13 protein-coding genes are annotated in these 21223 nt (G+C 72.4%); 4 read left to right on the forward strand and 9 right to left on the reverse strand.

What is annotated here, in order from left to right:
• Positions 1-4 precede the first annotated feature (4 nt).
• Genes HNR57_RS20430 through HNR57_RS20450 form a run of 5 tightly spaced genes read right to left on the reverse strand, consistent with a single transcriptional unit; the run spans position 5 to position 8212 of the window.
• Positions 5-610, reverse strand: coding sequence for a GTP-binding protein (locus tag HNR57_RS20430; RefSeq protein ID WP_184561473.1), 606 nt, complete (start codon positions 608-610; stop codon positions 5-7).
• Positions 591-4277, reverse strand: coding sequence for a hydantoinase B/oxoprolinase family protein (locus HNR57_RS20435; protein WP_184561474.1), 3687 nt, complete (start codon positions 4275-4277; stop codon positions 591-593). Before HNR57_RS20435 ends, HNR57_RS20430 begins: the two co-directional genes overlap by 20 nt.
• A 24-nt stretch (positions 4278-4301) precedes the next feature.
• Positions 4302-4697 carry a DUF742 domain-containing protein gene (locus HNR57_RS20440; RefSeq protein WP_184561475.1) on the reverse strand — a complete coding sequence of 132 codons (396 nt, stop codon included), beginning with the start codon at positions 4695-4697 and terminating at the stop codon, positions 4302-4304.
• A gap of 9 nt (positions 4698-4706) precedes the next feature.
• Entirely contained in the window at positions 4707-5141 is a 435-nt protein-coding gene (locus HNR57_RS20445; RefSeq protein WP_031109090.1) for a roadblock/LC7 domain-containing protein, read from the reverse strand.
• Entirely contained in the window at positions 5138-8212 is a 3075-nt protein-coding gene (locus HNR57_RS20450) for a sensor histidine kinase (RefSeq protein WP_184561476.1), read from the reverse strand. The genes HNR57_RS20445 and HNR57_RS20450 overlap by 4 nt, the downstream gene beginning before the upstream one ends.
• Before the next feature lie 419 nt (positions 8213-8631).
• Here HNR57_RS20450 and HNR57_RS20455 point away from each other — a divergent pair, with 419 nt between their 5' ends.
• Both HNR57_RS20455 and HNR57_RS20460 read left to right on the forward strand, forming a co-directional pair.
• Positions 8632-9195, forward strand: coding sequence for a hypothetical protein (locus HNR57_RS20455; RefSeq protein ID WP_281403902.1), 564 nt, complete (start codon positions 8632-8634; stop codon positions 9193-9195).
• Between the two features lie 236 nt (positions 9196-9431).
• Positions 9432-10997 carry an APC family permease gene (locus tag HNR57_RS20460; protein WP_184561478.1) on the forward strand — a complete coding sequence of 522 codons (1566 nt, stop codon included), beginning with the start codon at positions 9432-9434 and terminating at the stop codon, positions 10995-10997.
• Here the strand turns inward: HNR57_RS20460 and HNR57_RS20465 are convergent.
• The 4 genes from HNR57_RS20465 to HNR57_RS20480 all read right to left on the reverse strand — a co-directional run bounded on the left by HNR57_RS20465 (position 10994) and on the right by HNR57_RS20480 (position 18918).
• On the reverse strand, positions 10994-15631 hold the full coding sequence (locus tag HNR57_RS20465) for a hypothetical protein (RefSeq protein WP_184561479.1): 4638 nt from the start codon (positions 15629-15631) through the stop codon (positions 10994-10996). The genes HNR57_RS20460 and HNR57_RS20465 overlap by 4 nt on opposite strands.
• Positions 15632-15667: 36 nt before the next feature.
• On the reverse strand, positions 15668-16549 hold the full coding sequence (locus HNR57_RS20470) for a hypothetical protein (RefSeq protein ID WP_184561480.1): 882 nt from the start codon (positions 16547-16549) through the stop codon (positions 15668-15670).
• Positions 16550-16580: 31 nt separating this feature from the next.
• Positions 16581-18107, reverse strand: a complete 1527-nt coding sequence (locus HNR57_RS20475) for a hypothetical protein (RefSeq protein ID WP_184561481.1) — start codon at positions 18105-18107, stop codon at positions 16581-16583.
• 115 nt (positions 18108-18222) lie between these two features.
• Entirely contained in the window at positions 18223-18918 is a 696-nt protein-coding gene (locus HNR57_RS20480) for a GntR family transcriptional regulator (protein WP_184561482.1), read from the reverse strand.
• Positions 18919-19089: 171 nt separating this feature from the next.
• Between HNR57_RS20480 and HNR57_RS20485 the strand changes: the two genes are divergently transcribed.
• The gene (locus tag HNR57_RS20485) at positions 19090-20391 is read left to right on the forward strand and encodes an MFS transporter (RefSeq protein ID WP_184561483.1); all 1302 of its coding nucleotides are present in this window, start codon (positions 19090-19092) and stop codon (positions 20389-20391) included.
• Positions 20388-21215 (forward strand): putative hydro-lyase, encoded by an 828-nt coding sequence (locus HNR57_RS20490; protein ID WP_184561484.1) that lies wholly within the window; start codon positions 20388-20390, stop codon positions 21213-21215. Before HNR57_RS20485 ends, HNR57_RS20490 begins: the two co-directional genes overlap by 4 nt.
• The last annotated feature ends 8 nt before the right edge of the window (positions 21216-21223 follow it).

A 21223-nucleotide genomic window follows, 5' to 3' on the forward strand; every position in this document is an offset into this window, starting at 1 on the left:
GGCGTCAGCCGGTGACGACCTCGCGGCGGTCGGCGGCGTACGCCATGGCGTGCTGGACGACGCCGATGAGTGCCTCCTTGACCGACTCGCGGTCGCGGGCGTCGCACATCAGCAGCGGCACGCCCTCGTCCAGGTCGAGGGCCTGGCGGACGTCCTCGACCGGGTAACGGGGAGCGCCCTCGAAGCAGTTGACGCCGACGAGGAAGGGGATCGAGCGGCGTTCGAAGTAGTCGACGGCGGCGAAGCAGTCCTCCAGGCGGCGGGTGTCGGCGAGGACGACGGCACCGAGCGCGCCCTCGGAGAGTTCGTCCCACATGAACCAGAACCGCTCCTGGCCGGGTGTGCCGAAGAGGTACAGCACGAGGTCCTCGCGGAGGGTGATACGGCCGAAGTCCATGGCCACGGTGGTGGTGTGCTTGCCCTCCACGCCGCTGGTGTCGTCGACCGGGCGCCCGGCCTCGGTGAGCAGCTCCTCGGTGCGCAGCGGCCTGATCTCGCTGACCGCGCCGACGAGCGTGGTCTTGCCCACGCCGAAGCCGCCGGCCACCAGGATCTTGAGCGTGACGGGCTCGACCGGAGGCTTGCCGCGCTCAGAACGCCCGAAGATCATCGATCTCTTCTCCTGCTTGATGGGGGTCGGGCGACGGCGGGCCGTAGCCTCCGCCGCCGGGGGTTTCGATGACGAGTACGTCGCCGGTGACGAGGTCCGCGGAGTCGCTGCCGCCGAGTGCGGTCACCGTGCCGTCGGCGTGCTCCACCCGGTTGGCGCCGAGAGCACCCGGCTCACCGCCCGCCATGCCGTAGGGCGGGACCCGGCGGTGCTGGGACAGGGTGGAGACGGTCATGGGTTCGAGGAAGCGGATGCGGCGTACCGCGCCGTCCCCGCCGTGCCACCGGCCGGCGCCGCCGCTGCCCCGCCGGACGGCGAACTCCTCCAGACGCACGGGCAGTCGCCACTCCAGCACCTCGGGGTCGGTGAGGCGGGAGTTGGTCATGTGGGTCTGGACGACGGGTGCGCCGGGGAAGCCGTCGCCCGCGCCGGAGCCCGAGGCAACGGTCTCATAGTACTGGTGGCGTTGGTTGCCGAAGGTGACGTTGTTCATGGTCCCGGAGCCCTCGGCCTGGACGCCGAGCGCCGCGTAGAGGGCTCCGGTGACGGCCTGGGAGGTCTCCACGTTCCCGGCGACCACGGCAGCGGGCGGCTCGGGCGCGAGCAGGCAGCCGGGCGGGACGACGATGTCCAGGGGGCGCAGACAACCGTCGTTGAGGGGGATGTCGTCCGCGACGAGGGTGCGGAAGACGTAGAGGACGGCGGCGTTGACGACCGAGAAGGGGGCGTTGAAGTTGGTGGGCAGTTGCGCGGACGTGCCGGTGAAGTCGATGGTCGCGGACCGGTCCTGGCGGTCCACGCGCACGGCCACGCGGATGACGGCACCCGAGTCGGTCTCGTAGGCGTAGTCGCCGTCGTCGAGGGCGCCGATGACGCGGCGTACGGCCTCCTCCGCGTTGTCCTGGACGTGCCTCATGTAGGCCTGGACGACGTCGAGGCCGTAGTCCTCGATCATGCGGCCGACCTCGTCGACGCCCTTGTGGTTGGCGGCGATCTGGGCGCGCAGGTCGGCGAGGTTGGTCTTCGGGTTGCGGGAGGGATGGGGCGCGTCGGTGAGGAGGCGGAGCGTCTCGTCCTCGCGGAAGCGGCCGTTCTCGGCGAGCAGCCAGTTGTCGAAGAGGACGCCCTCCTCCTCGATGGTGCGGCTGCCCGCGGGCATGGAGCCGGGGGCGATGCCGCCGATCTCGGCGTGATGGCCGCGCGAGGCGACGTAGAAGAGGATCTCCGGGTCGCTCCCCGCACTTCCTTCCGTGTCACTCTCCGTGTCCGGTGACGGTGAGGTGTCGAAGACCGGGGTGATGACGGTGACGTCGGGCAGGTGCGTGCCGCCGTGGTAGGGGTCGTTGACGGCGTAGGTGTCGCCGGGGCGCATGCGGGGGCCGCGCCGGCGGATGACCTCCTTGACGCTCGTGCCCATCGAGCCCAGGTGGACGGGGATGTGCGGGGCGTTGGCCACCAGGTTGCCGTCCGGGTCGAAGAGGGCGCAGGAGAAGTCCAGGCGCTCCTTGATGTTGACGGACTGGGCGGTGGATTCGAGTCGGGCGCCCATCTGCTCGGCGATCGACATGAACAGGTTGTTGAAGACCTCCAGCAGAACCGGGTCGACTTTCGTGTCGAGATCGGAACTCTGCGTAATCGCGGCGCGTTCCATGACCAGATGCCCGTCGTGGGTCGCCGCAGCCCGCCAGCCGTCGTCGACGACGGTCGTCGAGCCGGCTTCGGTGATGATCGCCGGGCCGGTGACGGTGTCGCCGGGGGGAAGGTCCTCTCGGCGGTGGAGGGGCACGTCGCGCCAGGCGCCGCCGGTGTGAAGGCGGACGGTCCCGGGCGCTGCGGAGCCGCGGCCGGGGCTGCCGTCGGGGGTGGCCGCGTGGGGCGCGAGAGCGGACAGATCGGGGGGTTCGGTGATGCCGGTGGCTTCGACGGAGAGGGCTTCGACGACGATCGGGCGGTCGAGAGTGAAGGAGTACGTGGCGCGATGACGGTCTTCGAAGGCGCGCCGCATCGCGCCGGGCTCGGTCAGCTCCACGGTGAGGGTGGTGTCGGTGCCGTCATAGCGGAGTTCCGCGCGGCGGGTGACCTCGATGTGCTCCTCGGGCACGTCCTCGGCGAGGAGCTCGGCGCGGGCCGCCGCTTCCAGGTCTTCGGCGGTCTTGAGGACGCCGGGCATCGAGTCCGGTGCCAGGGGCGCCTCGACGGACTGCTCACGCATGGCGGTGGTGTCGGCGAGGCCGATGCCGAGTGCGGACAGGACTCCGGCCATGGGGGGCACGAGGACGGTGCGGATGCCGAGGGAGTCGGCGACCATGCAGGCGTGCTGGCCGCCGGCGCCGCCGAAGGTGGTGAGGGCGTAGCGGGTGACGTCGTGGCCCTTCTGGACGGAGATCCGCTTCACGGCGGAGGCGATGTTGGCCACGGCGATCTGCAGGTAGCCCTCTGCGACCTGTTCGGGCGTGCGGTCGTCGCCGGTCTGCTCGCCGATCTCGCGGGCGAGGGCGGTGAAGCGGTCCCGGACGAGTGTCTCGTCGAGTGGCTGGTCGCCGTCCGGTCCGAACACCTTCGGGAAGTGAGCGGGCTGGATCCGGCCGAGCATGACGTTGGCGTCGGTGACGGCGAGCGGTCCGCCGCCGCGGTAGCAGGCGGGCCCCGGGTCCGCGCCCGCCGAGTCCGGCCCTACGCGGTAGCGGGAACCGTCGAAGTGCAGGACGGACCCGCCACCGGCGGCGACGGTGTGGATGTCCAGCATGGGCGCGCGCAGCCGGACGCCGGCGATCTGGCTGGTGAAGACGCGCTCGTACGCGCCCGCGAAGTGGGAGACGTCGGTGGAGGTCCCACCCATGTCGAAGCCGATGACCCGGTCGAACCCGGCCAGCTGCGACATGCGGGCCATGCCGACGATGCCTCCGGCCGGCCCGGACAGGATGGCGTCCTTCCCGCGGAACTGCCCTGCTTCGGTGAGGCCGCCGTTGGACTGCATGAACATCAGCCGGACGCCTTCGAGCTCGTCGGCGACCTGCCGGACGTAGCGGCGCAGCACGGGCGAGAGGTAGGCGTCGACGACGGCGGTGTCGCCACGGGGTACGAGCTTCATCAGGGGGCTGGCCTCGCTGGAGAGCGAGATCTGCGGAAAGCCGATACGGGCGGCGACTTCCCCGACGGCCTGCTCGTGGGCCGGGTGGAGGTGGCTGTGCATGCAGACCACCGCGACGGCGCGGATCCCGTCGTCGTACGCCTCCCGCAGCGGCCCGGCGAGGGCCTCCGGGTCGGGGGCGCGCAGGACGGTGCCGTCGGCGGCGATGCGCTCGTCGACCTCGACGACCCGTTCGTACAGCAGCTCGGGCAGGTCGATGCGGCGGGCGAAGATGCTGGGGCGGTTCTGGTAGGCGATGCGCAGGGCGTCGCGGAAGCCGCGGGTGATGAGCAGCAGGGTGCGCTCGCCCTTGCGCTCCAGGAGGGCGTTGGTGGCGACGGTGGTCCCCATGCGCACGCTGTCGACGGGGTCGCCGGAGCCTGCCAGCAGGGTACGGACACCCTCGACCGCGGCGTCGGCGTAGCGTGCGGGGCTGTCCGAGAGCAGCTTGTGCGTGAGCAGCCGGCCGTCCGGGCGCCGGGCGACGACGTCGGTGAAGGTGCCGCCCCGGTCCACCCAGAACTGCCAGCCAGTCACGTCAGTACCCCGCTTCCGCGCTGCTCACAGCGCCCGGAGGCCGTTGATCACGTCGCGCAGAATACTCTCGTCCGGCAGTTCGGCAGGGGGTACGGGCCGGTTCACATGGACGAATTCCGCGTCCACGAGATCTCCGACGAGGACACGTACCACCCCGATCGGCAGGTCGAGTTCCGCTGCGAGTTCGGCGACCGACTGCGGGATGTCGCGGCACAGTTCGACGATGTCCACATGCTCCGGGGAGAGCATGTGGTCGGCTTCCGGATCGTCCGCGTGCGGCTCCGCGACCACGACCGCGATCAGGTCCAGGCGGTGCTGGCCCTGGCTGCTGGTGCGGCCGCGGGTCATGGCGTACGGACGGACGACCGGTCCGGCATCGTCGTCGAACCAGTGGCTTCTTCCCTGACCGTCAGCGCTCATGTCATCCCACTACCCGCCTGCGGGCAGATCGGTGCGCGGAGCGGCGGCCAGATGCACGCCCACCCGCTTCACGAGGAGCGTCATCTCGTAGGCGACCTGGCCGACGTCGGAGTCGGCGTCCGACAGGACTGCGAGGCAGCTGCCGTCGCCGGCCGCCGTCACGAACAGGAAGGCGTCGTCGAGCTCGACCACCGTCTGGCGGACGTTGCCGGCCTCGAAATGGCGCCCCACGCCCTTGGCGAGGCTGTGGAACCCGGAGGCGACGGCGGCCAGGTGCTCGCTGTCCTCCCTGGTCAGGTCCTTGGACACGCCCGTCGGCAAACCGTCGCCGGAGAGCACGAGGGCCTTGCGAATGCTCGCGACACGGTCCACCAGGTCGTCGAGGAGCCAGTTCAGCTCCCCCTTGATGGTCGCGGTGTGGCCGGTCGCCTTCGGTGCGGTCATCGACCGTCCCCCTCTGTCGTTCGTTGTGGTGCTGCGCCGTTGTGGGCTGAGTCGCCCTCGGCGTTCTCCTCACGGCCACGCTGCCAGCCACGCTGGAGCGATGCCATGCGGCTGCGTACTTCCTCGGCGTCGCGTTCGACGGGCTCGGCCCTGTCGTCGGTACGCGGCTCCGAGCTCCGCTTGAGCTGCGGGGCCAGGTTGGCCTGGCGGACACGCCGGGGCAGCGGCGCGGAGCCGGGGCCGGGCGGTGGTGCGGAGCCGGTCGCCCGGGCGCCGGAGCCTGTCTCGCTGCGTGAGGGCGCGCCGGTGGCCTCCGGCGTGCGGCCGGAGCCGTGGTCCGGCCCGTGCGGGCCGCTCGAGGCGATCTCCGCGCGGCGGGTCCGCAAGGGCAGAGCGGGGGGCTCGGAGCGGCCGCCGGCGGTGCTCCCGGACGAGACCGGGGATTCCGTGGGGTCCTCGGCGCGGCCGGCCGCGCCGATGCCGCGACGGGCGGGCTCCGTCCCGCGACGGCGCGCCGGAAGCGGCGGAGGCGCGTCCGGCAGGGCATCCGCCCGCCGGCTGCCGGTCGAGGAGCTCTCGCCGGGTCGCCGGGCCGGAAGGGCGGTCGCGGGGTCGGGTCCCGGCCGGCCGGCGGTCCGGCCGCCCGTGGGCTCCTCGCCCCGGCGGCGTTGCGGAAGGGCGGAGGTGGAGCCCGACTCCGTTCGGCCGGTGGCCGTGGTGGTCTCCTCGTCCGTCTTCCCCCGCCGGGGGCGCTGCTCGGTGACCGGACGCCCGTGTGAGCTGACCAGCTTGGGTGTGCTGCGGCGGGGCATCGAGACCGGAGCACTCAGCTCTTCGCCGCTGTCCGTCCGCTCCGCCGAGCCGCGGGCCTCAGTGCCTTGCCGACGTGGGTCGGCGCGGCGGCCCGCCGTCTCGTCCGGAGCACGGGTCAGGGAGTGGCGAGGGCGGAACAGACCGCCGTGTTCGCTGTCCTCGTCCTGGATGGCACCGGGGAAGTCCCCGATGGTCTCCAGGTCGACGGGGGCCTCCAGCTCGACCGGGCCGTCCAGCAGGGAGGCGGGCAGTCCGGTGCGCTGTGCCGGGGCATGGGACAGCGCGGCACGGCGGCTGTCCTGCGGCTCGCTGTCCGGGGCCAGCTGGGGGCGGTCGAGCCGGAACCCGATGCCGTTGGTGTCCGGGACGTCGTCGGTCAGCAGGGCGTCGGGGATGAAGACCACCGCGGTCGTGCCGCCGTACGGGGAGGGCTGCAGGGAGACCCGGACGTTCTGGCGCTGGGCGAGTCGGCTGACCACGAACAGGCCGAGCCGGTCGGTGTCGGACAGCTCGAACTCCGGCGTCTCGGCGAGCCGGAGATTGGCGTCCAGCAGCGCTTCGGCGGCCATGCCGAGGCCACGGTCGTGGATCTCCAGGGTGAAACCGTTGGCGACGCGCTCGCCGAGCACCTGGACGGCGGTGTGCGGCGGGGAGAACACCGTGGCGTTCTCCAGGAGTTCGGCCACCAGATGCGTGAGGTCCGCGACGGCCGGGCCGCTGATGGCGATGCGCGGAAGGCGGCGGACCTCGATGCGTTCGTAGTCCTCGACCTCGGCGACGGCGGCGCGCACGACGTCCATGAGCTGGACGGGCTTGCGCCACTGCCGGGAGGGCGCGGCGCCGGAGAGGATCACGAGGCCCTCGGCATGCCGGCGCATGCGGGTGGTCAGGTGGTCGAGGCGGAACAGGTCGGCGAGTTCCTCGGTGTCCTCGGTCCGGCGCTCCATGGCGTCGAGCAGGGTGAGCTGCTTGTGGAGCAGGACCTGGCTGCGGCGCGCGAGGTTGACGAAGACCTCGGAGACGCCGGCGCGCAGCTCGGCCTGCTTGACGGCGGCTTCGACGGCGGCGCGCTGCAGGGTGTTGAGGGCCTGGCCGACCTCGCCCATCTCGTTCTTGTCGTATTCGAGGCGCGGGACCTCGGTCTCGACGTCGACCTGCTCTCCCGCGGAGAGGCGGCGCATGACGCTGGGCAGGCGTACTCCGGACGCCTCATGGGCCTCCAGGCGCAGCTGCCGCAGATCGCGGATGAGGGTGCGGCCGACGCGTACGGACAGGAAGAGGGAGAGCAGGAGCGCGATCAGGCCGAGTGCGCCGGCGATGACCGCCTTGGCGATGACGCCTACGGCGACGGGGTGGACGCGGTCCTGGTAGCGGTCGTTGGCCTGGTCGTTGAGGGTGCCGAGCTCGTCGAGCACGTTGCCTGCGGCGCTGTCCCAGCTCTTGGCGGAGATACCGCGGGGGGTTCCGGCCCCGGAGGAGACGGCGGCCTCCTCGGCCACGCGCAGGGGGGCGGAGGAGGCGTTCTTCCAGAAGCTCTGGTAGCGGTCGCGCTCCGCCACGGGCAGCAGCGGCAGGTTGACGTCGTACATCAGGGTGCGCTGGGCCACGAGGTCGGAGATGTCCCGCTCTTCGGAGTGGGAGATCCTGCCGACGATCAGGGCGGAGCCGAGGAGGGCGTCCTCACGGGAGAGCAGTTCGCGGGCGCGGGCGAGGTTGACCAGCGCGCGGTACTGCTTGTCCAGTTCGACGTTGTCGACCACGTGCAGATTGGCGAGGAGGACGTAGCAGGGGTCGACGAGCCGGTTGTAGAGGTCGAGGGCCTGGGCGCGGTTGACGGTGCCGTCCTCGACGCTGCGGCGCAGCGACTCGATGCCGTCGAAGGCGTCCAGGACGGCGGTCAGCCGCTCGTCGGTGTCCGCGCCCATCGCGTCGCGCACGTCAGGGTTGCGGGCGTTCGCGCGGATGCTGCCGACGGCCTTGTCGGTGGCGGTCCGGCTGCGCCGGAGTGCGGCGAGCCCGTCGGAGGCACGGGGGTCGGCGAGATGGACGAGGGTCTGGCGGCGCTCCTCCTGGAGGACGCGGACGGTGTCCTCGATGGGGTAGCCGATCTTCTCCACCACGGACGACACGTTGAACAGGTCGCCCGCCTCACGCCCCGTGAGCACCGTGGCGAAGGCCCAGATCGCGGTCAGGGACACCAGCGGCACGAGAAGCAGCGCCACGATCTTCCGGCGGATGGACTTCCCGCGAAAGCGCATGGCCTCCCCCAGCTCGGGCCCCCGGCTACCGGGGGTACACATGTGCGTCAACAAACGGCGCGAGCCTACTACCGACCCACAGGGAACTCGAAGGCCGGTCCGGAACCTGAACTTCCGCGCCAGCCACGCGGCGTGGCGAGTTGTCCGGGCATTGCGGGAGTTGTCTCCCCGAAACCGGTGGTCGTGGCGTCGGCCAACCCCTGAACTCCGTCAGGGCGGTTGGCTGAAATTTTTCGATTCCTGGGAATCTTCACGAGGAGTTGTTCGTCCTTGCTTACGGGAAACGGGGGCGGAATCGGCCACAGGAGCCGCGTCCCGCACCTGGGCGGCGTAAAACAGCGCAAGCCGGGCAGCCACTGAGGAGCACGGGTCTTCGGATGCGAGCGAGCGGTCTGCTGGCGGTGGGGAGTGACACGGTGATGGGCACGGCGGAACGGCGCGGTGCGCCCAGGGCGGGTGGGGCGCGGCTGACGGGGCATCGGGATCCCGAGGCGACCGATCGCGACACCCCCGGGGGCGCAGCGGGCCTCCCGGGACGAGAGACGGAAGGCCTGGCTCACGAGGTGGGTCGCGGCGCCGGGAAGCAGCAGCGCTACAGGCCCCTGTGGGTCGAGGAACCCGCGCGCCGGCGCCGCTTGCCGGATCCGGTGCGGACTGCGGCCGTGCGAGCGGTCCTGCTCATCGCCGTGACGCTGCTCCAGGCGATGGTGGCCTTTCTGTGCACGATGGCGGGGTCCTGGCTGGCGTTCCCGATGGTGATCAGCGGTGTGGTCAGCACGATCGCGGCCACCTGGGGTGCGCTCGACGTATGGGTGACGCGCCAGGTCTGGAACCAGCGCCACGGTGTGGTGTCCGTGCCGAGCAGCACGGCGCGGGCTCTGCGGCGCGAGCGGCGGCGGACCCGTCGGCAGGAGCGGGCCGCCGAGCGCGCCCGGGGCCGGATACGCCGCCGGAGTGGTGCCGGGCAGTTGTCCCACTCGTAAGACCCGTGAGGACAGGGGGCTAGGCGGGACGAGGGCGACCGGATACGTGAGAGCGGCGTCCGGTCCGAGGCCCGAGCCGCCGCCTCCTTCTCATGGTGGGACCGGCTTCGCTCCCGGGCTCGCGAGGCTTGCCGGGTATCGCAAGGCGGAGAACCTCTGGCGCAACACCTGCCTCACCCACCAGGGTTGACGACTGATCCACATCAGTCTGAGGCAACCCATTGAGGAATTCCGCCATGAGAACAACCGCAGAGCCGACCGACCCACACGGCCGCGACGACGCCGAGCTCACCGAGTTCGGCTACCGGCCCGAGCTCAAACGCACCCTCGGCAACTTCCACACCTTCGCCGCCGGGATCAGCTACATCTCGATCCTGACCGGCACCTTCCAGCTGTTCTACTTCGGGTACGGCAGCGGCGGCCCCGCCTACTGGTGGTCGTGGCCGATGGTCTTCGTCGGCCAGTTCATGGTCGCCCTGTGCTTCGCCGAGCTCGCCGCCCGGTATCCCGTGGCGGGCTCGGTCTACAACTGGTCGAAGAAGATAGGCAATCCGCATCTGGGCTGGCTCGCCGGCTGGATGATGCTGATCGCCTCGATCGTGTCCATATCGGCCGTCGCGCTGGCGTACCAGCTGACGCTGCCGCAGATCTCGTCGTTCTTCCAGTTCGTGGGGGACGGCACCGGTACGTACGACGTGGCGACCAACGCGGTCATCCTGGCCGCGGTGCTGATCCTGTTCACGACCCTCGTGAACGCCTTCGGCGTCAAGCTGATGGCAAGGATCAACACGGCGGGCGTGTTCATCGAGTTGATCGCCACCGTGGTTCTGATCATCCTCTTCGCGGTCCACATCACGCGCGGTCCGCAGGTCGTCATGGAGACGCACGGCACCGGCGCGGGGTACGGAAACGGCTATCTGGGCGCCTTCCTGGTGGCTTCGCTGGCCTCGGCGTACGTCATGTACGGCTTCGACACCGCCGCCTCGCTCGGCGAGGAGTCCCTGGACCCGACCAGGAACGCGCCGCGCGCGATCATCCGGGCGATCGTGGCGTCGTTCGTGCTCGGCGGCCTGATCCTGCTGCTCGCCCTGATGAGCGTGTCCAGCCTCAAGGGCGAGAAGCTGTCCACGGACGGCCTGCAGTACATCGTGCTGGACGTGCTCGGCCCGACGGCCGGCAAGGCGATGCTGTGGTGCGTGCTGATCGCGGTGACGGTGTGCGCCCTGGCCGTGCACACGGCGGCGGTCCGGCTGGCGTTCGCGATGGCCCGCGACAACAACCTGCCGGCGTCCTCGAAGCTGGCCAAGTGCCACCCGCGGTTCCAGACACCGGTCCTGCCGACCGTGATCATCGGGATCCTGGCTCTGGCGATCCTGGTGGTCAACATCCGACAGCCGCAGATCTTCACGGTGGTCACCAGCATCGGCATCATCATGATCTACCTGGCCTACCTGGGCGTCACGGTGCCGTTGCTGGTCGCCCGGCTGCGCGGGAAGTGGCAGCCCGCGGGCGAGGGCCGGTTCTCGCTGGGCCGCTGGGGTCTGCCGGTCAACATCCTGGCCGTCCTGTGGGGCGCCGCCATGACGCTCAACCTGATCTGGCCGCGCGCCGCGGTCTACAACGCCGCGGCTCCCTACCACTGGTACCTGCGCTGGGGCGCGGTACTGTTCGTCGCCGTCATCGCGGGCGGCGGCTTCGCCTACTACTGGTTCGTCCAGCGGCACCGGACCGGCGTGCTCGCCGAGCACCGCTCGGAGCCCACGGACTCCGCTCTCCTCGACTCCAGCTCCCCGCGCCCCTAGGGGGTTGCGGACGCCGGGCGTTTGAACATCCTGGTCGCCGTGATCTCACTGTGTACGGCTTCCCCGGCGGGAGCCTCACGCGGCAGACCCGGGCGGAGGTGTTCCTCGACGCTGATGTACTTGAGGCCCGCCCTCAGGTCCGCGTCATTGCGCATACGGATGACCAGGGGGAACTCGGCCAGCGCGGTGGTGTCGAACAGGCCCGTGGTGTACAGGAGCTGGACGCCCAGGGCATCCGACACCGCCCGCTGGAGTTCCAGCAGGTACGTGGCGTTGGCGCGGCCGATGGGGTTGTCGAGGAACAGCGTGCCGGCGTGCCGGTGCTTGTCGCGGCCCCGGTCGTTCGAGCGCAGCGCGGCCATCGTGCAGTAGAGGGCGATGGCCGCGGTGAGGAGCTGCCCGCCGGAGAAGACGTCGCCCATCTGCCCGACGGGGACGCGCTCGGCGCGCAGCACCGCGTCCGGCTTGAGGATCTCGACGGCGACGCCCTTGGGCTGCAGGGCGGCGGCGACACCCCGCAGCAGCAGGGACATGCCGTCGCGGCGCAGGTCGGAGTTCTTCTTGACGGCGGCGCGGGTCGCCTCGTCGATGACCTCGCCGAGCCGCTCGGTGAGTGTGGCCTGGTCGGGCTCCTCGAAGCGGATGCGGAGGAACTCCTGCCCGGACCATTCGCCGAGGCCTTCCGGAAGCCGGGAGAGCCGCTGGGCGGAGCGCAGGGTGGCCAGGGCCGACTCGACGAGGCCGCGCAGGCGGTCCACGATCGAGTCGCGGTTGCGCTCCAGCTGCTCCAGTTCGTCGGTCAGGACGCGGAGCCGGGGCGCGAAGGCGTCCGCCCACTTCTGCGCGTGCTCGGGCAGAGCAGAGGCGGGCAGTTCGCGGATCTGCTGACGGGCCGGGGTGCGGACCTGCTCGTAGCGCGTGGAGTTGGCGTGCCGGACGAGGATGTCGCTTGCCTCGCGCACGGCGGACTCGGCGGCGGACAGGTCGGCGGCGCAGCCACGCAGGGAGCGGCGGGCCTCGGCGGCCGCCTGCCGGGCCTCCTCCGTGGTGCCGGGGTAGGGCTCGGGCTCTTCGTGCTCCTCGTCCGTGGTGTGCTCGCGCAGCAGGTCGCGGAGCATGGCGGCGATCTCGTCGAAGCCGCTCGCCGCGTCCTCGGCGGCGCGGTGGGCGTCGAGGAGTTCGGCATGCGCCTCCCGGGCCCGGTCGAGCGCCTCGGTGTGGGAGGCGAGTTCGGCCGTGGCGGTGCGCAGCAGGCTCTGCGCGTGCTCGGCGTCGCTGGGCTGGAGGTCCTCGGGGAGGTCGGTGTGGGCTTCGCCGTCCTCGGGAGCGAGCCGCTCGGCCTCGCCGCGCAGCCGTCCGAGCTGCTCGCTCGCGGTCGACATCCGGGTCTCCAGGAGCTGCACCAGTTCCTCGGCGCGGGCCGCGGCGGCCTGGCGGCTGGGCCCGTCGGAGCCGTCGGGGGATTCGAGGAGCTGCTCGGCGCGCGTACGGACCTTGTTGCTGAGCCGGTCCAGCTCCGCGCGGGCCGCGCTCTCGTCGCTCTCGGCACGGGCCTGCTCGGCGCGCAGGTCGGCGCCCACGCCCACCTTCTCGTACACCTGGGACGCGGCGCGGTAGGCCTCGCGCAGGGCGGGCAGGGAGGCCTTGGGGGTCTGGGCGTCGTCCTCGGGTACGTCGTCGGGGGCCCCGGCGATCTCCGAGCGCTCGGCGCGCAGCGCGCGGGCGGTGCGGCGGGTGTCGTCGGCGGCGCGCTGGGCGGCACGCCGGTCCTCGTCGGCGGCCCGGGCCCGCTCCAGGCAGGCCTGGGCGCTCGCCTCGGACTCGGCCGCCTCGTCGGCCAGTTCGCGGAGCTTCACCTGCCAGCCGGCCCGCTCGCGCAGCCGGAAGGCGAGCCCGGCGAGGGCGTCGGCGGAGCGGCGGGCCTTCTGGGCGGCTTCCTGGCGCTCGTCCCGGACGCGCGCGGCCTCGGCGGCGACCTCGTCCGCCTCGGCCCGCACGGTGCGGGCCTCGGCCAGTTCGGCCTCCGACTCCTCGGCGAACGTCCGGGCGGCGTGGGCCGCCTGGGTCAGTTCGGCGAGCCGGCCTGCGGGGCAGCCGGTGCGCCAGGAGGCGAGCCGGGCTGCCAGCTCGCGGTCCTTGCCGAGCCGGGCGGCGAGCGTGCGGATCTCCTCGTCCCGCTCGGTCGCCCGGGCGCGCAGGGCCTGCCGCTCCTCGTCCGCGGCGTGCTCGTCGTGCATGGCTGGGTTCGGCGGCACGAGGAACACGTCGCCGCTGTCGCTGTCCGGCGCCGGGGTCGGGGCGAGCAGGGCGGCGGCGGTGCCGACCGCCACGGCGGAGCGGGGCAACAGCGCGGCGTCGCCCAGCGCCTCCCGGGCCCGGGCGTGGGAGTCCGGATCGGTGATGATCACGCCGTCGACGAGTTCGGGCCGGGCGGCCAGCACGCGTGCGTGGTCGGCCGGGTCGACGGCCTGGGCGAGGTAGCGCCAGCCGGGCAGCGCGGGGATGCTGTGCTCGCCGAGGAACTCGACCGTGGCGAGCACGTCCGGGCCGGGCGGCAGCAGCCCGCCGTCGCCGAGCGCGCCGAGGATGCGGGAGTCGTCGGCGGCGGCCGTACGCAGCTCGAACAGCTGACGCTCGGCGGAGGAGACGGAGTCGTCGAGCAGGACGCGCAGGTCGTCGGCGAAGCGGTCGAGCTCCTCCGCGGTGAGCCCCTGCTCGCCGGGGGCCGCGTGCGTGACCGGCTCGCTGTCGGTGCCGTGGCGGGGTTGCGGGATGCCCGGGCGGGGCTCCGGGGTGAGGCTGAGCAGTTCCGCCAGCCGCTCCTCCGCCGCGAGTGCCTCGGCGGTGCGGCGCTCGGCCTCGTACGACCGCTCCGCCGCGGTCGCCGCGTCGGCCGCGCGGGCCGCGGTCAGCTCGGCGCGGTTCTCGGCGGAAGCGGCTTCGCGAGCGTGCTCCGTGGCCCGGCGGGACGCCTCGCGGGCCGAGTCCCAGGCCGCGACGGCGGCCTTCTCGGCGTCGCTGGCGGCCAGGGCGGCCCGGGCCGGGTCGGCGTCGGGCGCGGAGTCGTCGAGCCAGCCGGCCCGTACCGCCTCGGCGGTCTCCTGCTCGACCTCGGCGAGGCGCTGCTTGAGGTGACCGGCCTCGCTGCGGGCGCGCTGCGCCTGCGTCGCGGCGGCGGTGGAGTCGCGGTAGGCCGCGTCGCTGACCTCCTGGAGGGCGGCGGAGCGCTCCTCCTCCTCGTTGGCGTGGCTCTCCGCCTTCTCCGCGGCCGCGTGCAGGGCCCGTACGAGGTCGACGGCGGCCTTGGAGCGGGCGGCCAATGCCGGGGCGGCGTCCCGCTCGGCCTCCTGGATCGCGGCGGACACGCGGGTGACGCGGTCGGAGGCGGCGCGGTGGCGCAGCACGGCCTCGGCGGCCTGCCACGCCGCGTACAGCGTGCGGGCGTCGGCGAGCTCGCGCTTCTGCGCGGCGGCGGACTTCTCTGCCCCGGCGAGCGCCAGCGAGGCGTGCCGGTAGGCGAGTTCGGCGGAGATGAGCGCGCTGCGCTCGCGGGCCGCCTCGGCGTGTGTGACGGCGTACGCGGCGGCGGTGACGCGCTGGGCCAGGTCGGCGGCCCGCACGCGCTCCCGCACCCCGCGCGCGGAGAGCCGGCGGGCCAGGGTCCGGGTACGGCGCTCGGCCCCGGCGTGGACGTCACGCGCGCGTGAGCGGGCCTCGGCGGCCTCCACGATGCGTCCGAGAAGGTCGACGGACCCGGCGGTGAAGTCGCGTTCGGCGATCAGCTCGGCGCGCCGGCCCAGCTTGTTGCCGAAGCCGCTGACCAGGTCGGCGAGCCCGTCGGTGTCGCGGGTGTCGGTGACGGCACGCAGCAGCAGATCGGTGAAGTCGGCGTCCTTCTTGACCGCGAAGAGACCGGCGGCCTCACCTTCGTCGGCGTTCATCTCGCGCTGGTAGCGGAAGAGTTCAGGGTCGAGGCCGAGGTCGCCGAGGTGCTCGATCCAGCGGTCGTGGATCTCCTCCCAGTGCACCTCCAGGTGCGGGTAGGTCTTGCCCGCCTCCGTGAGGGCGTCCCGGAAGCCCTTCATGGTGCGGCGCCGCCCGCGCGCACTGGACTGGCCCTCGCTGGGGGCCCGTACGGCGGTGGCCTCGGCCACGGGGAGGTTGTCGAGGCTCAGTCCGGGCCCGGGGCGGAAGGAGTACCAGGCCTCGGCGAACTTCCGCGGGTCGTTGGAGACCTGCCGCCCGCGCCACTCGCTGACCTTGCCGACGACGACGCACTCGCCGGTCAGCACGTGCTGCCACTCCAGCGCGACGTGCCCGCAGTCGTCGGCGAGCAGGAACTTGCGCAGCACGCCGGAGCTGGCGCCGCCGAGGGTGTTGCGGTGGCCCGGCAGCATCACGGAGAAGATCAGCTTCAGCAGGACGGACTTGCCGCCGCCGTTCTCCAGGAAGAGCACGCCCGCGGGCGCCGGCCGGCGCGGCGGTCCGACGGGCTCCTCCTCGAAGAACTCCGCCTGCGCGGGGGCGGGATCCGGCACGGGTTCGCCCACCCCGCGCAGGTCAAGCACGGTGTCGGCGTAGCGCGCACCTGCGGGCCCGATGGAGTAGAGGCGGACCCGGGACAGCTCGTACATGGCGGACTCTCGTAAGCCTTCTCAGAAAAGGGACGTTCAGGAGGAGTGGAACGGCAGTCCGGCGTCGGCGACCAGCTCCAGGTCGTCGCTCTCCTCGGGGGGCAGCAGCGTCGGTGTGCCGTCGGTGACCGGGACGACGCCCAGCTCCAGCAGTTCGGCCAGGGCGGCGCTGCCGGCCAGGTCGCGGACCTGGAGCTGGTAGCGCGCCGTCGTGCGGTACGTGCCGCCGTGGTCGTCGCCGGTGCGCTGGAGGAATCCGGAGTCGGTGAGGAACGCGACGGCCTTGGCGACGATGCCGGTGGTCGAACCGGCGAGCCGGCGCGCGTCCTTGGTGGCGCCGGTGGCGCTGCGCCGCACCCAGATCCGCCAGGCGGCCTCCAGGCCGGGCGCGTCGGTCGCCGGGTCGGTGTTCTCGCCCTGCTCCTCGGCGCGCTCCTCCAGCCGGCGGCAGGCCTGGCGCACGAAGGCGTCGACGCCGTTGACCGTGACCCGGCCGATGTAGCCGTCGTCGGCGAGGTCCTCGGGGCGCGGGAACGCCAGGGCGGCGACGGCGAGATGGGCGAGACCGTGCAGGAACCGGTCGCCGCCGTCGGCGGACGTACGACGCGCGTAGTCGCCCATGCGGACGGCGAACACCGAGTCCTCCGCGGCGGTCACGGCCATGCCCGCGCGCGGGGACACCTCCAGGACGATCAGTCCCAGGCCGGTCGCCACGGCGTCCGCGAGCCGCGCGAACGGCGGGTCCTCGCGGTAGCGCCGCAGCAGGTCGGCGTACTCCTGGTCACGGGCGGGCTGCAGCTTGGGCTGCAGGCCGAAGGACACGAGCCGGGCCGCGTCGGCGGCGTCGGCGGGAGTGACGGCGGCGCCGGCCGCCGGGGCCGGTCCGTCCGGCTCGCTCCACTCGACATGCTCGCTCACGGTCGGGACTCCTTGTGCCACTCGTACTGACTCATGCTGCTTCCGTCCGGTCCGCCGCCATCCCCGCCGCGTCCAGCAGCGCGGTGCCCACGATCAGGTCCGCCCCTCCGAACTCCGGATCGTCGAGCTCGGTCCCGTCGTCCACGGCGAACAGCAGCTTCTGCTCGCCCTGGCGATAGGCCGTGCCGACCGGCGGGCTGGCGGCGTGCACCGCCATCAGGGCCACCAGGTAGGGCAGCTCGGGATCCTGCCGCCGGGCGTCGGCGAGCAGCCCCGACAACCGGCGCGGCGCGTCCGCCGGCAGGTCGAGCAGCTCCTGCGCCGCCGCCAGCTGCTCCTCGCTGAACCGGCTGTCGTCCGGTGTGGCGATCAGGTCGGGCTCCGGCATCTCCGCACCCAGGTGCTCGCGCTCCGCCGGCGGCGTCAGCAGTATGTCGACCAGGTCGCCGACCCGGACGGAGAACGGCGTGCGCAGCCCGGTGCCGCGGCCGAAGAAGGCGTCGGTGACGCGGACGGCCTGCTCCAGCGGCAGCGGCAGCACGGGCGAGAGGAGATGCCCGTACAGGTCCGTCCCCGAGGTCGTCATCGGGGTGGCGAAGGCCTGCCGGTCCTGCTCGGCGCGGAACAGCGGCCCGGCCTCCAGCAGCCGGGACTGCAGCTGGGTGTGCCGGCGGATGCAGTCCTTGACGATGTCGACGAGCTCGGCGGCGCGGCGCTTCTGCTCCGGGTCCTCGGACTCGTCACGGGCCTTGCGGATGTTGGTGAGGATCGCGTTCTCGTGGCGGTAGCGGTCGGCTACGTGCTCCAGCGCCTCGGCGATCATGTCGGGCACGGTGGACAGCCAGTCCACCGCGCGCACGTTGCGCCGGGTCGCGTCCAGGGCGCGGCGCAGGGTCTCCGAGTACTGCACGGTGCGGTAGCGGGCCTGTTCGGCCGCGAGCTGGGCGTCGGCGAGCCGGCCGCGGCTGATCAGAACCTCCAGCTTGACCTCGGCGGCGATCTGCGCGCTGGTGACGTCCGTGTCGAGGGCGCCGACGAGGACGTTGACCGCCTCGTCGGTCGTACGAAGGTAGACCGTGCCGCCGGGGCCGGGGACCTCCTCGATCAGCTTGAAGTCGTAGTCGCGGCGCACATAGGTGCCGTCCGCACCGAACGTGCCGTACACCGCGCGGAAGCCGCGGTCGACGCTGCCGACGTTGATCAGGTTCTCCAGGACCCAGCGGGCCACCCGCTCGTGCTCGGCGGCGGGCCGCTGCGGCGCCTGGGCGGCGATGCGCGGGATGAGCCGGGCGACGATCTGGTCGTGGTCGGCGCCCGTGTCGAAGTCCATGTTCAGGGTGACCAGGTCGATGGCCGCGAGGGCGACCTCCGCCATGCCGTACACCGAGTACTCGCCGGCCAGGTTAGCCTTGCGCGCGTCCAGGTCGTGCAGCGGCGCGGTGCAGGCGAGCGCGCGCAGCCGCCGCGCCAGGCCCTCGTCGGCGGCCGGCCCCGGGGCGGGGCGCGGCCCCGCGCTGAGCTGGGGCGGAACGCTGTCCGTCGATGCAGGCGAAGTCACGGTGCACAGACTAGGTCCTGGGTCTGACAACCACCCAAACGACGCGGTACGCCCCCTGCGCCGCTGCCCTCATCCGTCCCCGACCGCCACACTCACCTGTCCTCAACCGGCGTCCTCACCCGTCCTCGCCGACCCGCCGCCGGTACACCTCGACCACGCGCTCCAGCGAGTCGTCGAGGTACCCGGCGAGCAGGCGCTCGGCCTTCCCCCGCTCCCCTTCCTGAAGAGCCTCCAGAATCGCGACATTTCGCGCGATGTACGGCTCGTGCAGGCGCTGCGGCTCATCCACCACGTGGAAGGCCAGCCGCAGTTCGGCGAAGACGCTGCGCATCAGCTCGGCGGTGCGCTCGCTCGCGGCGAGGGCGACCAGTTCCCGGTGGAAGTGGATGTTGGCCGTACCCACACCATTCCAGTCACCTTCACGGGCCGCCCGGCGCCCCTCCTCCACGGCGCCGGCGAGCCCGTCGAGGCCGTACGGGGGCTCGCCCAGGCCGCGCACGACGGCGCACTCGACGAGCCGCCGGGTGCGGTAGATGTCCTCGACGTCCTCCACGGTCAGGACCCGGACGAAGACGCCCCGGTTCAGCTCGTGGACGAGCAGACGCTCGTGCGTGAGCAGCCGGAACGCCTCGCGCAGCGTGTTGCGGGAGACGCCGAGGGCGCCGCCGATGCTGTCCTCCGACAGGCGGGTGCCGGGAGGGAAGTAGCCCTCGGCGATCCGGCTCCTGAGGATGTCCGAGACCCGCTCCGCGGTACTGGTGCGGCCCAGGAGAGCCCGGTCGTCGGCGAGGTCCTTCAGCTGCTCTGCCATGCCGGAATTCAATCGCAGATCCCAAGAACGAACCAACATGGGTATTGAGGGATCGTTGAACAATCCTCTACGGTGCTACGCACGGCGTCGCTCCCCCACCGCGGCGCCGACCGCTTCCGCACGGCACGGCTCACCCCGAAGCACCCTCCGTCCTCCCACTGCGAGGTGCCCATGAGCACGACCCCTCCACCGCAGGCCAAGATCGACGACACACGCCCCGCGAGCCCCGAACGCACCTCGGACGACGGGGCGTTCGGCTGGCTGCGCGCGCTGGGCCCGCGCGGCCGCCGCGCCTTCGCCGGCGCCTTCGGCGGCTATGCCCTGGACTCGTACGACTACTTCACTCTGCCGCTGAGCATGGTCGCGCTGTCGGCCTACTTCGGCCTGAACAGCGGCCAGACGGGCCTGTTCACCACGGTCACCCTCGTGGTCTCGGCGATCGGCGGCGCCCTCGCCGGCGTCCTCGCCGACCGTGTCGGCCGGGTGAAGGCGCTGATGGTCACGGTGATCACCTACGCGGTGTTCACCGTCGCCTGCGGCTTCGCGCCCAACTACGAGACGCTGCTGGTCTTCCGCGCCCTCCAGGGCCTCGGCTTCGGCGGCGAGTGGGCGGTCGGCGCGATCCTGGTCGCCGAGTACGCGAGCGCCAAGCACCGGGGCCGCACGCTCGGCGCGATCCAGAGCTCCTGGGCGGTGGGCTGGGGCATGGCCGTGATCGCCTACACCGTCATCTTCTCGGTGGCCGGCGACGACCTGGCCTGGCGCATCATGTTCTGGACCGGGGCGCTGCCCGCGCTGCTCGTCGTGTGGCTGCGGCGCAGTGTGCAGGACGCCCCCGAGGCGGCTGCCGCGCGCGAACAGAACGCGGAGAAGGGCTCGTTCACGGCGATCTTCAAGCCCGGCCTGCTGCGGGTCACGGTCTTCGCCGGGCTGCTGTCGACCGGTGTCCAGGGCGGCTACTACACGCTGGCCACCTGGGTGCCGACGTATCTGAAGTCCGAGCGCGACCTGTCGGTCGTCGGCACCGGCGGCTATCTGACGTTCCTCATATCGGGCGCCTTCATCGGTTACCTGACCGGCGGCTATCTCACCGACAAGCTGGGCCGGCGGCGCAACATCTGGCTCTTCGCCCTGCTGTCGGCGCTCTGCATCCTGGCGTACGCGAACATCCCGAGCGGCGCCAACACCCTGCTCCTGGTGCTCGGTTTCCCGCTCGGGTTCTGCATGTCGGCGATCTTCAGCGGCTTCGGGTCCTACCTGAGCGAGCTGTACCCGACGGCGGTGCGCGGGACGGGGCAGGGCTTCACGTACAACACCGGCCGGGCGGTGGGCGCCGTGTTCCCGACGACGGTCGGGTTCCTGGCCGACAGCTGGGGCGTCGGCGGCGCGCTGGTGTTCGGCGCGATCGGCTACGGCATCGCGGCGCTGGCGCTGCTGGGGCTGCCGGAGACGCGCGGGAAGGAGCTCGCGTGAACCGCACGAGCACCGAGGACCGCCCCCTGCTCCTTGTCGACGAGCACGCGCACGCGTGGAGCCCCGCGACGGCCCGGTCCCGTTTCCGGGAGGGTCTGACCGGCCCCACGGCCGGGGTCGCGGCGGGCCACACCCAGGTCAACCTGATCTCGGTGCCCGCCGACTGGGCCTACGACATGCTGCTGTTCTGCCAGCGCAATCCCAAGCCCTGCCCGGTCCTCGACGTCACGGACGCCGGCTCCTGGACGACCGTGCTCGCCGACGGCGCGGACCTGCGCACCGACCTGCCGCGCTACCGCGTGTGGCGGGACGGCGAACTGGTGGACGAGCCGACGGATGTGCGCGCCTACTGGCGGGACGACCTGGTGTCGTTCCTCATCGGGTGCAGCTTCACCTTCGAGTGGGCGCTGGCCGGGGCGGGCGTGCCGATCCGCCACGTCGAGCAGGGCCGCAACGTCCCGATGTACGTGACGAGCCGGCAGTGCCGTCCGGCGGGGCGGCTGCACGGACCGCTGGTGGTGTCCATGCGGCCGGTGCCGCCCCGGCACCTGGCGGCGGCGATCCGGGAGAGCAGTCTGCTGCCGGCGGTGCACGGCAGTCCCGTGCACTGCGGCGACCCGTCGGGCCTCGGCATCGACGACCTCGGCCGCCCCGACTTCGGGGACCCGGTGGACGCCGAGCCGGACGACATCCCGGTCTTCTGGGCCTGCGGAGTGACCCCGCAGGCGGCCGTGATGGCCTCGCGTCCGCCGTTCGCCCTCACGCACGCCCCGGGGCAGATGTTCCTCACCGACGCCCGCGACGAGCAGTACCGCGTGGCCTGACAGGAGAC

Origin of the sequence: Streptomyces paradoxus (genome assembly GCF_014202475.1) — a bacterium.
GTDB classification, from domain to species: Bacteria; Actinomycetota; Actinomycetes; order Streptomycetales; family Streptomycetaceae; genus Streptomyces; species Streptomyces paradoxus.

Bases quoted from the DNA above. Each gene is read 5' to 3' on its own strand.
- HNR57_RS20430 (WP_184561473.1), bottom strand. From the start codon at position 610: ATGATCTTCGGGCGTTCTGAGCGCGGCAAGCCTCCGGTCGAGCCCGTC.
- HNR57_RS20460 (WP_184561478.1), top strand. From the start codon at position 9,432: ATGAGAACAACCGCAGAGCCGACCGACCCACACGGCCGCGACGACGCC.
- HNR57_RS20450 (WP_184561476.1), bottom strand. From the start codon at position 8,212: ATGCGCTTTCGCGGGAAGTCCATCCGCCGGAAGATCGTGGCGCTGCTT.
- HNR57_RS20455 (WP_281403902.1), top strand. From the start codon at position 8,632: ATGGGCACGGCGGAACGGCGCGGTGCGCCCAGGGCGGGTGGGGCGCGG.
- HNR57_RS20485 (WP_184561483.1), top strand. From the start codon at position 19,090: ATGAGCACGACCCCTCCACCGCAGGCCAAGATCGACGACACACGCCCC.
- HNR57_RS20480 (WP_184561482.1), bottom strand. From the start codon at position 18,918: ATGGCAGAGCAGCTGAAGGACCTCGCCGACGACCGGGCTCTCCTGGGC.
- HNR57_RS20440 (WP_184561475.1), bottom strand. From the start codon at position 4,697: ATGAGCGCTGACGGTCAGGGAAGAAGCCACTGGTTCGACGACGATGCC.
- HNR57_RS20445 (WP_031109090.1), bottom strand. From the start codon at position 5,141: ATGACCGCACCGAAGGCGACCGGCCACACCGCGACCATCAAGGGGGAG.
- HNR57_RS20465 (WP_184561479.1), bottom strand. From the start codon at position 15,631: ATGTACGAGCTGTCCCGGGTCCGCCTCTACTCCATCGGGCCCGCAGGT.